Below are 12,663 nucleotides of genomic sequence, written 5' to 3'. Positions count from 1 at the left end.
CATGACGGACCAGCACGGAACGGCGCAGCGCCGACTGCTCGAGCAGCTCGGGGTCGACATCGACCCCGAGCTGCTGTCGTTGGCGCTCACCCACCGCTCGTGGGCCTACGAGCACGGCGGCGTGCCGCACAACGAGCGCCTCGAGTTCCTCGGCGACTCGATCCTCGGCCAGGCGATCACGATCGAGCTCTACCGCCGCTTCCCCGAGCTGCCCGAGGGTGAGCTCGCCAAGCGGCGCGCGGGCGTCGTCTCGATGAACGCGCTCGCCGAGGTCGCGCGCGGCATCGGGCTCGGCGAGCACATCCTGCTCGGCAAGGGCGAGGCGGCGTCCGGCGGCGCCGACAAGCCCTCGATCCTCTCCGACACGCTCGAGGCGGTCTTCGGTGCCGCGTTCCTCTCGGCCGGGCACACCGCATCCGCCGCCCTCGTCCTGCGGCTCGTCGGCCCGCTCCTCGACGACCCGCTCCGCGCGGGCGCCGCGCTCGACCCGAAGACGGCGCTGCAGGAGCTCGCGGCCGCGCAGGGCAGGGGAGCGCCCGCCTACGCGATCGAGGCCGAGGGCCCTGACCACGCGCGGACCTTCACCGCGACCGTGCTCATCGACGACGCTGCGGTCGCGACGGGCACGGGCACGAGCAAGAAGGTCGCCGAGATGGCGGCCGCGCTCGAGGCGCACCGGCTGCTGAGCGCGCCGGCCGTGCGCTGACTGCCGGTGCGCTGACATGCCGGAGCTGCCCGAGGTCGAAGTCGTGCGCGCGGGACTCGCGCCGGCCGTGACCGGCGCGCGCGTCGAGGGCGTCGAGGTGCTCGACGCGCGCTCGATCGCCCGCCACGACGGCGACGCCGCCGCGTTCGAGGCTGCGCTCGTCGGGCGCACGCTCGGCGCACCCGAGCGGCGCGGCAAGTTCCTGTGGGTGCCGATCCGGGACGGGGCGGATGCGCTGCTCGCGCACCTGGGGATGTCGGGGCAGGTGCTCGTGCGCGAGCCGGGCGCAGCCCCCGACCGCCACACGCGCATCCGGCTGCTGCTCGACCAGCCGGTGCACGGCCCGATCGAGATCCGCTTCGCCGACCAACGCATCTTCGGCGGGCTCGCGGTGCGGCCGCTCGTCGCGGCCGACGGGGGCCGCGCCGTGCCCGACCAGGCCGCGCACATCGCGCTCGATCCGATCGATCCGGGCTTCGACGCATCCGCCGTCGCCCGCCGCCTGCGTCGCCGTCGGCAGGGCGTGAAGGCCGCGCTGCTCGACCAGACACTCGTCTCGGGCATCGGCAACATCTACGCCGACGAGGCGCTCTGGCGGTCGCGGCTGCACTACGCGACACCGGGGGAGCGGCTCACGCAGGCGCGGGCGCTCGCCCTGCTCGCCGACGTGCGCGCGGTGCTCGAGCAGGCGCTCGCCGAGGGCGGCACGTCGTTCGACGCGCAGTACGTCAACGTCAATGGGCAGGCCGGCTACTTCGAGCACTCGCTGCACGCCTACGGCCGCGGCGGGCAGCCGTGCCACCGCTGCGGGGCGATCATGGTGCGCGAGCCATGGGCGAACCGCTCGTCGACGCGCTGCCCGCGCTGCCAGCGGCGGCCGCGCGGCATCGCGGTCTGACGCCCGGCCCTCGGCCAGGCACCGCTCCTAGACTGGATCGATGGCCTTCGACGGATTCTCGCCCGACGCGTTCGCCTTCTACGCAGACCTCGAGGCGCACAACGAGCGGCCGTGGTGGCTCGAGCACAAGCACCGCTACGACGAGCACGTGCGCGCCCCCTTCGAGGCGCTGGCCGAGGAGCTCGAGCCCGTCGCGAGCGCCGTCAAGGTCTACCGGCCCTACCGCGACGTGCGCTTCGCCCACGACAAGACGCCGTACAAGACGCGGCAGGGGCTCTTCGCGCAGCGCGCGCCGGGCATCGGCTGGTTCCTCAACCTCGACGCGACGGGCGTCTCGATGGGCGGTGGGTTCTTCGGGGATGCGTCGTTCACGAAGGCGTACCGCGCGGCCGTCGAGGCGGTCGCCGCGGGCACCGAGCTCGAGGGCATCGTGCGCGAGCTCGAGGCGGCCGGCTACGAGCTCGGCGGCGAGCGCATCAAGACGGCACCGCGCGGCGTCGACCCGTCGCATCCGCGCATCGAGCTGCTGCGCTACCGCTTCCTCACGGCGCGGCGGCACCTGTCGCCCGAGCAAGCGGGCGGGCCGGAGCTGCTCGACGCGCTCTTCGACACCGTCGACGACCTGCAGCCGCTCGTGCAGTGGGCCGTGCGGAACGTCGCGCCGAAGCGGTAGTCGTCTCGATACGCCGGCTGCGCCGGCTACTCGACGAGCGGTGACTGCGTCAGCCGAGGATGCGCTTCGCGAGCCGCCCACGCCACGAGCTGAACGGCGGGTAGATGACCCGCAGCGTGTCGATCGCGGTCGGCTTCGACAGCACCGAGCGGTGGTGGCTGAACGCGTCGAACGAGTGCTTGCCGTGGTAGGCGCCCGAGCCGCTCTCGCCGACGCCGCCGAACGGCAGCCCCGCCGCGCCGACGTGCGCGACCGCGATGTTGACGCCGAGCGCGCCCGACGAGGTCTCGCGCTCGACGCGACGCACCGCATCCCGGTCCCTCGCGAAGACGTAGAGCGCGAGCGGCTTCTCTGCGCCGCGCATCGTCTCGATGAAGCCGTCGACGCCGTCGACCGGCAGCACCGGCAGGATCGGGCCGAAGATCTCCTCCTGCATGACAGGGGATGCGTCGTCGACGCCCACGAGGATCGTCGGCGCCAGGAAGCGATCGGCCTCGTCGACCTCGCCGCCCGTCACGACCGTGCCGCTGCCGAGCAGCCCCGTGAGGCGCTCGAGGTGGCGGCCGTTGACGATGCGGCCGTAGTCGGGGGAGGTGCGCGCGTCGCCGAGCTGCTCGGCGGTCGCGCGGCGCAGCTCCTCGACGAGCTCGTCGGCGATCTCGCGGTCGACGCGGATGTGGTCGGGCGCGACGCACGTCTGCCCGGCATTGATCCACTTGCCCCACGCGAGCCGCCGCGCGGTCGCCGGGATGTCGGCCGAGCGGTGCACGTAGGCGGGGCTCTTGCCGCCGAGCTCGAGGATCGTCGGCGTCAGGTGCTTCGCAGCGGCCGCCGCGACGACGCGCGCGATCTTCGCGTTGCCGGTGTAGAAGATGAGGTCCCAGCGCTGCTCGAGCAGGGCCGTCGTCTCGTCGACCGCGCCCTCGACGACGCGCACCGAGCGCGGGTCGAGGTGCTGCGGCGCGAGCTCGGCGAGCAGCGCCGAGGTCGCGGGCGCCACCTCGCTCGGCTTCACGACCGCGGCGCAGCCGGCCGCGATCGCGCCGATGAGCGGGGCGAGCGCGAGCTGCAGCGGGTAGTTCCACGGGGCGATGATGAGCGCGGCGCCGAGCGGCTGCGCCAGCGTCTTCGCCACCGCGGGCTGCAGCGCGAGCGGCGCGGCGACCGGTCGCGGCGCCATCCAGCGGCGCAGCGACCGCTTCGTGGCGCGCGCCTCCGCGACGAGGAAGCCGATCTCGGTGAGGTGCGCCTCGATCTCGCCCTTGCCGAGGTCGGCCTTCAGCGCCGCCTCCCACCGCGACGTGTGCTGCAGCAGCATCGCGGTGAGGCCGTCGAGCTGCCGCTCGCGGTACTCGCGCGGTCGCGTGAGCCCGCTCTCGACCGCCTCGCGCAGCTCGGCGGCGAGGCCGTCGATGGATGCGTCGGGCCGGGCCTCTGGGCGGGCGTCGATCGTTGCGCGGTCGCTCATGCGCCCATGCTGGCAGGTGCGGCTATGGCTTGGCTCCGTCGCCCAGCCGCTTCTGCCACGCGCCCTCCGCGCCGACCGCGACGAAGCCGAGCGCCTCGTTGACGGCGAGCATCGGGCGGTTCTCGCTCGCGTTCCAGGTGATGACCCGCGTGCGGTCGGGGTGGAGGCGGCCGAGCTGCAGCAGGTTCTCCGCCTTGACGAGCATGCCGAGCCGGTGGCCGCGGTGCTCGGCGTGCACGAGGGTGTCCTCCTGGAACGCCGGGCGCCCGGGCGCGGGCAGCACGAGCACGGTGAATGCGACGGCCTCGCCGCTCGCGCGGTGGATCGCGACCGCGTGCAGGAGCGTCTGCCCCGCTTCGGTCAGCTCGGCCTCGAGCCGCTGCACGCGAGCGGCGTCCCACCGCTCGTCGTCGACGTCGAGGCCTGCGGCCGGCGCGTCGGTGACCATGCGGCCGTGGAGCGCCGCCATCGCGTCGAGCAGCTCCGGCGGCGTCGGGCCCTGCCACGCACGGGTCTCGTAGTCCTCGCCCGCGTGCGCGAGCGCATCCGCCCGGTGCCGCTCGAGGTCGGCGCGCGCCGTCAGGGCGTCGAGCTCCGAGATGCGGTCGATCTGCTCGAGCGTGTAGCCGAGCGACACCGCGAGCCGCGCGGGCGCGTCGAGCGCGATCGCGCCGTGGCCGCTCACCGCCGGCATCGCCTCGTCGCCCTCGGCAGGCGGCCGGTGGTCGACCCACGACTGCAGCGTCGTCGCGCCGAGCTCGCGGCCGATCTGCTCGAGCCGCCCCGCCATCGCGCGCCCGATGCCGCGACCGCGCTCCTCGGGCACGACCCACGCCGAGACGTAGGCGATGCGCGAGCCCTCCTCGGCGTTGATCGACGCGATCGCGCGACCGACGTCGCGGCCGCTCTCGGTGACGAGGAAGCGCCGCGTCACCTCGTCGTCGGGGTGGCGGAGGCTCGCGACGATCTCGTCGACGGTCGTGTCGTGCGAGTCGTCGCCCCAGTGGTGCTGCGTGACGCGGTTTGCGGCGTCGACGTAGCGCGCGATGCGCGTCAGCCGCGGCTCGTCGAGGTCGTCGGCGGGCGCGTCGAGCTCGAGCCACTCGAGCTGCAGGTCGGTCATCGCGCGTCCTTCCGCTGCCACTGCGCCTCGTACGCGATCGGCTCGAAGCCGCACCGCTCGTTCACCGCGAGCATGGGCCGGTTCTCCTCCGCGTTCCAGGTGACGATGCGCGTGAGCTCGGGCCGGAGCTCCCGCAGCCGCAGCATGTTGTCGAGCTTCAGCAGCATGCCGAGGCCGTAGCCGCGGTGCGGCTGCGTCACGAGCGTGTCGTGCTGGCGCGCAACGTCGCCGGTCGTCGGCAGGATGAGGGTCGAGAAGCCCGCGAGCTCCCCGCTCGCGCGCTCGCGCGCCGCGACCGTCAGCAGTGAGCGGCCCCCGCCCTGCTTGCCCTGCTCGAACGCGGTCAGCCGCGCGTCGTCCCAGGTCTCGGGCTCCCACGCGAGCCCCGCGACGGGTGCGTCGACCGACATCCGCTCGTGCAGCATGCGCATGCCCTCGCGGTGCTCGGCGGGCGTCTCGCCGATCCAGCGCACGAGCTCGTAGCCGGCCGCGCGCTCGAGCCCCGCGGCGTGCCGCGCGTCGAGGTCGGTCAGCCGGGCGAGATCGGCGACGCTCACGCGGTAGACCTGCTCGAGCTCGAAGCCGCGCGCGACGAGCGGCGCGACCTCCGGATGCGTCGGGTCGGCCGCGCCGTGGCCCGTGCGGGCGGTGACGGGGCCGGTGCGCGCGCCGACGGTCGATGCCACGATCGTCGAGCGGCCGCGCGCGCTCGCCTCGTCGATGCCGCGCGCCACGAGCGCCTCGACGATCGCGGCCTGCTCGCCGGCAGGGAGGGCGGGATCCAACTGGAGGCTGAGATCGGCGACGTCGGTCGAGTCGATGAGCGTCGTGTACGTCGTGAGCACGCCCGCGAGCCGCTCACCCCGCCAGGCGACGAGCCGGTCGATGCGCTCCGTCTCGTCCGAGCGCAGCAGCGCGGCGAACTCGGGGAGGGTGTTGACGTAGATGCCCTCGCCGAAGCGAGCGGCGTTCGCGCGCTCGTTGAGCTCGTACGCGAGCTGGAGCTCATCGCCGGGCGCGGCCGCGTCGTCGTCAGGCAGCGGCGCGGCGGGGCGGATGTCGATCTGCATGGGTCCTGCCGCTCTGCACCGGCGCCATGCCGGCGGGCAGCATTGCAGGATAGGGTCGCGCGCGCCTGCCGTGCAACACGGTGCCGGAACGGTTCGACGTCAGCCGGTGGTGCAGGCTCGCTCTGCTGACTCCTGGTACTCGGGGACGGCCCGGGCTGCTGCGTCGCCTTGCGTGGCAGCCACGCCGTTGCGCTCGATGTCCTCGATCAGCCACTCCATCTCGAAGATCTCGCGCCGCTGCGCCTCACTGATCTCGACGGCGAGCTCGCAGACCCGCACGTCGGTGAGGGCCGCCCGCTCGGAACGGGTGATCGCGATCGAGTGGTGCGGGATCATGGCGCTCATGAACCCTGAGTCCTGCACGGTCATCTGACTCCTGTCCAGGAAGATCCCGCCGCAGAGCAGGAGCAGGCTCACCACCACGATCGCGACGTTCGCCTTCACGCTCTTGTACATGTTGAGCATCCACGCGAGCATGATCAGCCCCATCGTGCCACCCATGGTCAGCGTCATGAAGGCCCGGCTCTCGCTCCATCGCACGTGGCTCCACTCGTACGAGCCGACGAACATCGCCGCATACATCACGACCATCGCGGTCAGGATCATCGCAGCGAAGCGCAGATACATGCGCTTCATGCGGCCGGGGAGCGTGCTGTCGTGCTGTCCGCCGTCCTCGTGGCCCTCGCTCTGGTCGTGCACCTTGCTCTGGTCATGCTCGCTCATCGACTCGCTCCTGGTCTCGCGCGGCCGTCGCGTCCCGGGGCGGCGGCTCCGGCTGATGATCGGCGAACCTGCGTCCGATCAGGGGCTCCCACGCTAGGTGCGCGCGTCGCCCCTCGCAACGCGCGCCGTCCGCGCGACGGTCGTCCGCACGGCTACGGTGGTGCGAGCACGAACCGGGAGCCGCATGCACCTCAAGACCCTCACCGTCAAGGGCTTCAAGTCGTTCGCGCGCGCCACGACGTTCCAGTTCGAGCCCGGTGTCACGTGCGTCGTCGGTCCCAACGGCTCCGGCAAGTCGAACGTCGTCGACGCCCTCGCGTGGGTGATGGGCGAGCAGGGCGCGAAGACGCTCCGCGGCGGCAAGATGGAGGACGTCATCTTCGCCGGCACCGCGACGACCGGGCCGCTGGGCCGCGCGCACGTCGAGCTCGTGATCGACAACGCCGACGGCGCGCTGCCGATCGAGTACGCCGAGGTGCAGATCTCGCGCACCCTGTTCCGCAACGGCGGCTCGGAGTACGCGATCAACGGCGAGTCGTGCCGGCTCCTCGACGTGCAGGAGCTGCTGAGCGACTCGGGCCTCGGCCGCGAGATGCACGTCATCGTCGGGCAGGGGCAGCTCGACAGCGTGCTGCAGGCGACGCCCGCCGACCGCCGCGGCTACATCGAGGAGGCCGCGGGCATCCTCAAGCACCGCCGCCGCAAGGAGAAGACGCTCCGCAAGCTCGACGCGATGCAGGCGAACCTCACGCGCCTGCAGGACCTCACGGGCGAGATCCGCCGGCAGCTCAAGCCCCTCGGCCAGCAGGCCGAGATCGCGAAGGAGGCCGCGACCATCCAGGCGACCGTGCGCGACGCCCGCGCGCGGCTCATCGCCGACGAGGTCATCGGCCTGCGCGGCCAGCTCGAGGCGGCCGCCCGCTCGGAGTCGGAGCGGAAGTCCGAGCGCATCGTGCTGCAGGAGCAGCTCGAGCAGGCGAAGCTCCGCGCGAGCCGCATCGAGGAGTCGATGGCGGGCGACGACGTCGACCGGGCCCGCACGGTCGCGCACGCGCTCGAGCGGGAGCTCTCGCGGCTGCAGTCGCTCCACGCCCTCGCCGGGCAGCGGCTCGCGCTCCTCGAGGAGGCGCCCGAGATGGGCGACGCCGGCCCGCTGGTGACGCCCGACATGGTCGCCGCGGCGCGCGACGAGGCGCGATCCCTGCAGGACCGGGTGGCGGATGCGGAGCGCCGCCTCGCGAAGGCGGCCTCGGCGACCGCCGTGGCGCGCGCGAACCTCGACTCGCTCGACGAGGAGATCGCCGCGCAGGCGGCGCTCGTCTCGAAGCACGACCTCGAGGCGGCCGGGCACCGCTCGAAGGTCGACGTCGCGCAGTCGACGCTCGCGGCCCGCGAGGCGGAGGTCACGCGCCGCGAGGCGGCGCTCGCGAACGCCGAGCAGCGGCTCGCCGACGCGACCGAGGCCGCCGAGGGGCTCGGCGATGCGGAGGAGGCGGGCGACGCCGAGGCGCTCGCGGTCGCCTACCGCGAGGCCGACGAGCGGCAAGCGGCGCTGTCTGGCGAACTCGACGAGCGGCGCGACGCCCTGCACCGCGTCGAGCGGGAGCGCGACGCCCTCGCGGCCCGCGCCTCGGCGCTCACGGTCGCGCTCGACGCGGGGAACGCATCCGTGGGTCTGCTCGGCGCCGGCATCGACGGGCTCTCGGGGCTCGTGGCCGAGCACGTGAAGGTGAGGAAGGGCTTCGAGGCGGCGATCGCGGCGGCGCTCGGCACGCTCGGCGAGGCCGTGCTCGCCGAGTCGCGCGGCGCGGCTGCGGCCGCGATCGAGCACGCGCACGAGGCGGGGCTCGGTCGCATCGAGGCGGTCGTCGGCGATGCCGCGCCGATGCGCTTCGACGTGCCGCCGATCGAGGGCGCCGTGCACGCGCCAACGGTCGTGGATGCGCCCGCCGGTGTGCTCGGGGTGCTCGCGCTCACCTTCGTCGTCGATTCGCTCGACGCCGCTCGGGAGGCGGGCCCGCGGATCGCGGCGCTCGAGCTCGGCGGACCTGTGACGATCGTCACGCGCCGCGGCGACTTCGTGACCGAGTACCTCATGCGCGGCGGCTCCGACGACGCGCAGTCGCGGCTCGAGCTGCTCGCCGAGCGCGATGCGGCGACCGAGCAGCTCGAGCGGCTGCGCGCCGACATCGAGCGCGAGGCCGAGGCGCTCGAGCGTGCCCGGCAGGCGCACCAGCAGGCGAAGCGCGCCGCCGCCGACGCGCTCGAGCAGCTGCGCGCGCACGACGCGGCCTCCGCCGCGCGCGGCGAGGAGCGCTCGCGCGTGCGCGCGCGGCTCGAGTCGGCGACCGGGGAGCACGAGCGGGCGCGGGCGGCGCTCGCCGAGGCGCGCACGGGCGTGACGGATGCGTCGGCGGGCGTCGAGGCCGCGCAGCGCGCGCTCGACCGCTTCCTCGCCGAGCCGCGGCCGATCCTCGACGCGTCGGCACGCGACGGCGTGCTCGCCGAGCTCGAAGCGGCGCGCCAGGCGGAGACCGACCTTCGCGTCGAGCTCGAGACCGCCCGGGAGCGCGTGCGGGCGGAGCTCGCTCGCGCCGAGTCGCTCGCGCGCGACGTCGAGGCGCAGCGCGCGCGCGCCGAGGAGGCGGCCCGCCGCGCGGTGCTGCGCGAGCGGCAGCGCGAGCAGGCCTCGCGCGTGCTCGACGCCATCCCGCCGGTGCTCGGCGTCGCCGAGCGCTCGGTCGCCGAGGCGCGCGGCGTGCTCGCCGAGCGCGAGGCGGCGCGGCGCGACCGCAACGAGGAGCTCGGGAAGCTGCGCCGCAGCGAGGGGGCGCTCCGCGAGCGGCTGCAGGAGCTCACCGAGCACGTGCACGTCGCCGAGATGGAGGCGTACGAGCAGAAGCTGCACCTCTCGAACCTGCTCGAGCGCGCCGGCAGCGAGCTCGGCCTCGAGGAGGCGGTGCTCGTCGCCGAGTACGCACCGGGCGAGGACTGGGACCGCAAGGCGGAGCAGGCGCGGCTCAAGCAGGCGGAGGGCAAGCTCGCGCGGCTCGGCCGCGTCAACCCGCTCGCGCTCGAGGAGTTCGCGGCGCTCGAGCAGCGCCACACGTTCCTCACCGAGCAGCTCGCCGACCTCTCGAAGACGCGCAAGGACCTCGAGCAGATCATCGCCGACCTCGACGTGACGATGGAGACGATCTTCGCTGCGGCGTTCGAGGACACGAAGGCCGCGTTCACCGAGGTCTTCCCGATCCTCTTCCCGGGCGGCTCGGGCGCGCTCACGCTCACCGATCCCGAGAACATGCTCGAGACGGGCGTCGAGGTGACGGTGCGGCCGGCGGGCAAGAAGATCGACCGCATCTCGCTGCTCTCGGGCGGCGAGCGCTCGCTCGCGGCGGTCGCGCTCATGGTCGCGATCTTCAAGGCGCGGCCGAGCCCGTTCTACATCATGGACGAGGTCGAGGCGGCGCTCGACGACGCGAACCTCGGCCGGCTGCTGACGGTCTTCGAGCAGCTGCGGGAGAGCTCGCAGCTCATCATCATCACGCACCAGAAGCGCACGATGGAGATCGCGGATGCGCTCTACGGCGTCTCGATGCGGCAGGACGGGGTCTCGGCGGTCGTCGGGCAGCGGACGACGCGCGAGCGGGAGCCCGTCGACGCCTGACCGGCTCGCGCGGGTGCACCCAGAGAGTCGATCCCCGACGAATCGAACGGCCGGGAGTCGATGCTCGCCTCCCTTCGTGACATCGACTCCCTGCGTGATTCGGACGCAGCCGCGAGCGGGGATGAGATGACCGCGCGGCGGCGGGCGAGCAGCGTCAGCGCAGCGCCGACTCGACGAACACGACGCCGTTGCCGAAGATCTCGTCGAGCGCCGCCTGCATGGAGCCGTCGTCGAAGGTGACCGTGAGCACGACGAGGCCGTCCATGCCGACGTGCCCCAGCACATCCGCCCGCTCGAGCGTGTCGAGGTCGGCCTGCACCGCCGCGATCGTCGCCTCGTCGAGGTCGCCCGTCGGGTACTCGATCGCCGGCATCGTGATCGCCGCGAGGTCGAGCAGCTCGCCGGCCTGCGTGACGGTGTGCGAGGCGGCGTCGTAGGTGACCTGCATCGCGACCTGCGCCCAGCGCACGCCCTCCATCTCGACGGGCTCGAGCTGCGCCCAGTCGAAGCCCGCGAGTGCCGGTCCGCTGCACTGCGGCGGCGCCGACTCCATGACGGGCCCGAGGCACAGGATCGGCGCTCCGTCGTCGAGTGCGAGCCCGATCGCCATCACGGGCTCCGTGGCGCTCGGCATCGGCAGGCCGGCCAGCTGGGCCTGCGCGTCGGCGCCCGTCGCGACCGGCTGGGCCGGGGCCGCGGGGGCCGACGTCGCAGACGGGGCCGGCCCGCCGGAGCTGCCGGGACCAGCCGCCGCGCAGCCTGCGACGGCGAGGAGGACGACGGTGGCGGCGAGGCCGCCCATCGGGATGCGGCGGCAAGCGATGCTGCTCATGGCCTCACGGTAGGTCGGCGCTGCGCGAAGCACAGCCCAACGTTCGCGACGATTCGATCGTCACGCCCCGATCGAGGCGGACGTCAGCGCGGCAGCCGCCCCTCGTGCAGCACGCCGTCGGGGTCGGCCGCATCGCGGATCGCGCGCAGCCGCTCGATGTCACCCGCCGGCGCGCACTGCTCGAGCGTCTCGCCCGGGCCGAGGAACGTCGGCGCCATGCGCTCGGCGAGGTGCGGGCGCAGCAGCGCGTCGAGACCGGCGAGCGACTCGAGGCCGGGCTCGACGGGTGTGCCCGGGAACTGCGGCACGAGCGAGTGCGAGATCCACGACGCCCCGGCGAGCGTCGCGAACGCGGGCCGCGCGGGCTCGTCGAGCACGCCGCCGAGCATGCGGAGCGTGAAGCCGACGAGCGGCCACTGCTCCTCGCGCGATCGCCACGCGAAGAAGTCGTCGATCGCCGCGTCGGGCAGCTCGTCGAGCGCGTGCGAGCTGCCGCCGCCGGGCGAGGGCTCCTCGGGCTCCATCGACATCGCGGCCATGCCGGCCTGCGTGATGGGGCCGAGCCGCTCCTCCGTCGGCGTCGCGGCGGCCCGCAGCGCCTCGAGCAGCGCGAGGTCGCTCTCCGAGCGGGCGAGCACCTCGACGGTGACGAAGCTCTGCCCGCGGATGTGCTCGGGCAGCATCGGCGCGTCGGGCATGCGCATCGACGAGACGAACGCGCCCAGGCCCTCCGGCGCATCCGCCGCCGCGTCGCGCACGACGCGGAAGACCGTCGGCCCGTCGGCCGCGTCGAACGACAGCACGCCGCCGACCATCCCCGGCGCCTCGAGCAGCTCGACCTCGAGCTGCGTGACGATGCCCACGAGACCGCCCGCGCCGCGGAGCGCCCACATCGTGTCGGGGTCGGATGCGTCGTCGACGCGCTCGTGCGTGCCGTCCGGTCGGAGGATCCACGCGGCCCGCAGCGACTGGGCGCCGAGCCCCGCCCAGCGGCTGAGCCACGAGTGGCCGCCGCCCGTGAGGTAGCCCGCGGGTGTCACGACGCGGCTCGTGCCGGAGGGGATGACGAGGCCCGTGCCGTCGAGCGCGTCGATCACGGGACCCCACTTGACGCCCGCGCCGATCGTGGCGACGCGCGCATCGGCGTCGATGTCGAAGCGGTCGAAGGCGGCGGTGCGCACGAGGATCGAGCGCTCGAGCGCGCTGGAGGCGCCGTGGCCGCTCGGCTGCACGGCGATCGTGACGCCCGCGTCGCGGGCGGCCGCGAGGATCGCCCGCAGGTCGTCGAGGCCGTCGGGGTGCGCGACCGCGAGCGGCCGCTGGTCGATCGAGAGGTTCCAGGGGGCGCGCTCGGCGTCGAACGCGGGATCGCCGGGCAGCGTGAGGCGGCCGGAGAGGGAGGAGGCGGGCGAGGAGAGATCGGGCGCGGTCATCTCTGACGCGGCGCCCTGCCGCTGTGCAGTCACGCGCGGGACGCTACTCGCGGCCGCCCACGCACGCCAG

10 protein-coding genes are annotated in these 12,663 nt (G+C 74.0%); 4 read left to right on the top strand and 6 right to left on the bottom strand.

Annotated elements, in window-relative coordinates; translation table 11 throughout:
• The first annotated feature begins 1 nt into the window (after position 1).
• Genes rnc through JQT67_RS02710 form a run of 3 tightly spaced genes read left to right on the top strand, consistent with a single transcriptional unit; the run spans position 2 to position 2,277 of the window.
• The gene (gene rnc / locus JQT67_RS02720) at positions 2–706 is read left to right on the top strand and encodes a ribonuclease III (protein ID WP_021009301.1); all 705 of its coding nucleotides are present in this window, start codon (positions 2–4) and stop codon (positions 704–706) included.
• 16 nt (positions 707–722) lie between these two features.
• Positions 723–1,604, top strand: a complete 882-nt coding sequence (gene mutM / locus JQT67_RS02715) for a bifunctional DNA-formamidopyrimidine glycosylase/DNA-(apurinic or apyrimidinic site) lyase (RefSeq protein ID WP_208063348.1) — start codon at positions 723–725, stop codon at positions 1,602–1,604.
• 40 nt (positions 1,605–1,644) lie between these two features.
• On the top strand, positions 1,645–2,277 hold the full coding sequence (locus tag JQT67_RS02710; protein ID WP_208063347.1) for a DUF2461 domain-containing protein: 633 nt from the start codon (positions 1,645–1,647) through the stop codon (positions 2,275–2,277).
• A 49-nt stretch (positions 2,278–2,326) separates the two neighbouring features.
• On the opposite strand, the gene JQT67_RS02705 is transcribed toward JQT67_RS02710, so the two are convergent.
• The 4 genes from JQT67_RS02705 to JQT67_RS02690 all read right to left on the bottom strand — a co-directional run bounded on the left by JQT67_RS02705 (position 2,327) and on the right by JQT67_RS02690 (position 6,661).
• On the bottom strand, positions 2,327–3,745 hold the full coding sequence (locus JQT67_RS02705; RefSeq protein WP_208063346.1) for an aldehyde dehydrogenase family protein: 1,419 nt from the start codon (positions 3,743–3,745) through the stop codon (positions 2,327–2,329).
• A 22-nt stretch (positions 3,746–3,767) separates the two neighbouring features.
• Entirely contained in the window at positions 3,768–4,868 is a 1,101-nt protein-coding gene (locus JQT67_RS02700; RefSeq protein WP_208063345.1) for a GNAT family N-acetyltransferase, read from the bottom strand.
• A complete protein-coding gene (locus tag JQT67_RS02695; RefSeq protein WP_208063344.1) occupies positions 4,865–5,938 on the bottom strand; it encodes a hypothetical protein in 1,074 nt (357 codons plus the stop codon). The genes JQT67_RS02700 and JQT67_RS02695 overlap by 4 nt, the downstream gene beginning before the upstream one ends.
• Positions 5,939–6,037: 99 nt before the next feature.
• Positions 6,038–6,661: a DUF305 domain-containing protein gene (locus tag JQT67_RS02690; protein ID WP_243755506.1), complete on the bottom strand. Its 624-nt coding sequence runs from the start codon at positions 6,659–6,661 to the stop codon at positions 6,038–6,040.
• A 184-nt stretch (positions 6,662–6,845) separates the two neighbouring features.
• Between JQT67_RS02690 and smc the strand changes: the two genes are divergently transcribed.
• Positions 6,846–10,328, top strand: coding sequence for a chromosome segregation protein SMC (smc, locus tag JQT67_RS02685; protein WP_208063343.1), 3,483 nt, complete (start codon positions 6,846–6,848; stop codon positions 10,326–10,328).
• Between the two features lie 154 nt (positions 10,329–10,482).
• Here smc and JQT67_RS02680 read toward each other — a convergent pair whose 3' ends face one another.
• Together JQT67_RS02680 and JQT67_RS02675 are read right to left on the bottom strand one after the other, a co-directional pair.
• Positions 10,483–11,160 (bottom strand): hypothetical protein, encoded by a 678-nt coding sequence (locus JQT67_RS02680; RefSeq protein ID WP_208063342.1) that lies wholly within the window; start codon positions 11,158–11,160, stop codon positions 10,483–10,485.
• An 83-nt stretch (positions 11,161–11,243) separates the two neighbouring features.
• The gene (locus tag JQT67_RS02675; RefSeq protein WP_208063341.1) at positions 11,244–12,626 is read right to left on the bottom strand and encodes an FAD-binding oxidoreductase; all 1,383 of its coding nucleotides are present in this window, start codon (positions 12,624–12,626) and stop codon (positions 11,244–11,246) included.
• Positions 12,627–12,663: the final 37 nt, after the last annotated feature.

Source organism: Agrococcus sp. TF02-05 (assembly GCF_017565345.1).
Taxonomy (GTDB): Bacteria; Actinomycetota; Actinomycetes; order Actinomycetales; family Microbacteriaceae; genus Agrococcus; species Agrococcus pavilionensis.
Note: the sequence above shows the minus strand (reverse complement) of the source record. Positions and strands in the feature narration are given on the sequence as shown.

Bases quoted from the DNA above. Each gene is read 5' to 3' on its own strand.
- smc (WP_208063343.1), top strand. From the start codon at position 6,846: ATGCACCTCAAGACCCTCACCGTCAAGGGCTTCAAGTCGTTCGCGCGC.
- JQT67_RS02680 (WP_208063342.1), bottom strand. From the start codon at position 11,160: ATGAGCAGCATCGCTTGCCGCCGCATCCCGATGGGCGGCCTCGCCGCC.
- JQT67_RS02705 (WP_208063346.1), bottom strand. From the start codon at position 3,745: ATGAGCGACCGCGCAACGATCGACGCCCGCCCAGAGGCCCGGCCCGAC.
- JQT67_RS02700 (WP_208063345.1), bottom strand. From the start codon at position 4,868: ATGACCGACCTGCAGCTCGAGTGGCTCGAGCTCGACGCGCCCGCCGAC.
- JQT67_RS02690 (WP_243755506.1), bottom strand. From the start codon at position 6,661: ATGAGCGAGCATGACCAGAGCAAGGTGCACGACCAGAGCGAGGGCCAC.
- JQT67_RS02695 (WP_208063344.1), bottom strand. From the start codon at position 5,938: ATGCAGATCGACATCCGCCCCGCCGCGCCGCTGCCTGACGACGACGCG.
- rnc (WP_021009301.1), top strand. From the start codon at position 2: ATGACGGACCAGCACGGAACGGCGCAGCGCCGACTGCTCGAGCAGCTC.
- JQT67_RS02710 (WP_208063347.1), top strand. From the start codon at position 1,645: ATGGCCTTCGACGGATTCTCGCCCGACGCGTTCGCCTTCTACGCAGAC.
- mutM (WP_208063348.1), top strand. From the start codon at position 723: ATGCCGGAGCTGCCCGAGGTCGAAGTCGTGCGCGCGGGACTCGCGCCG.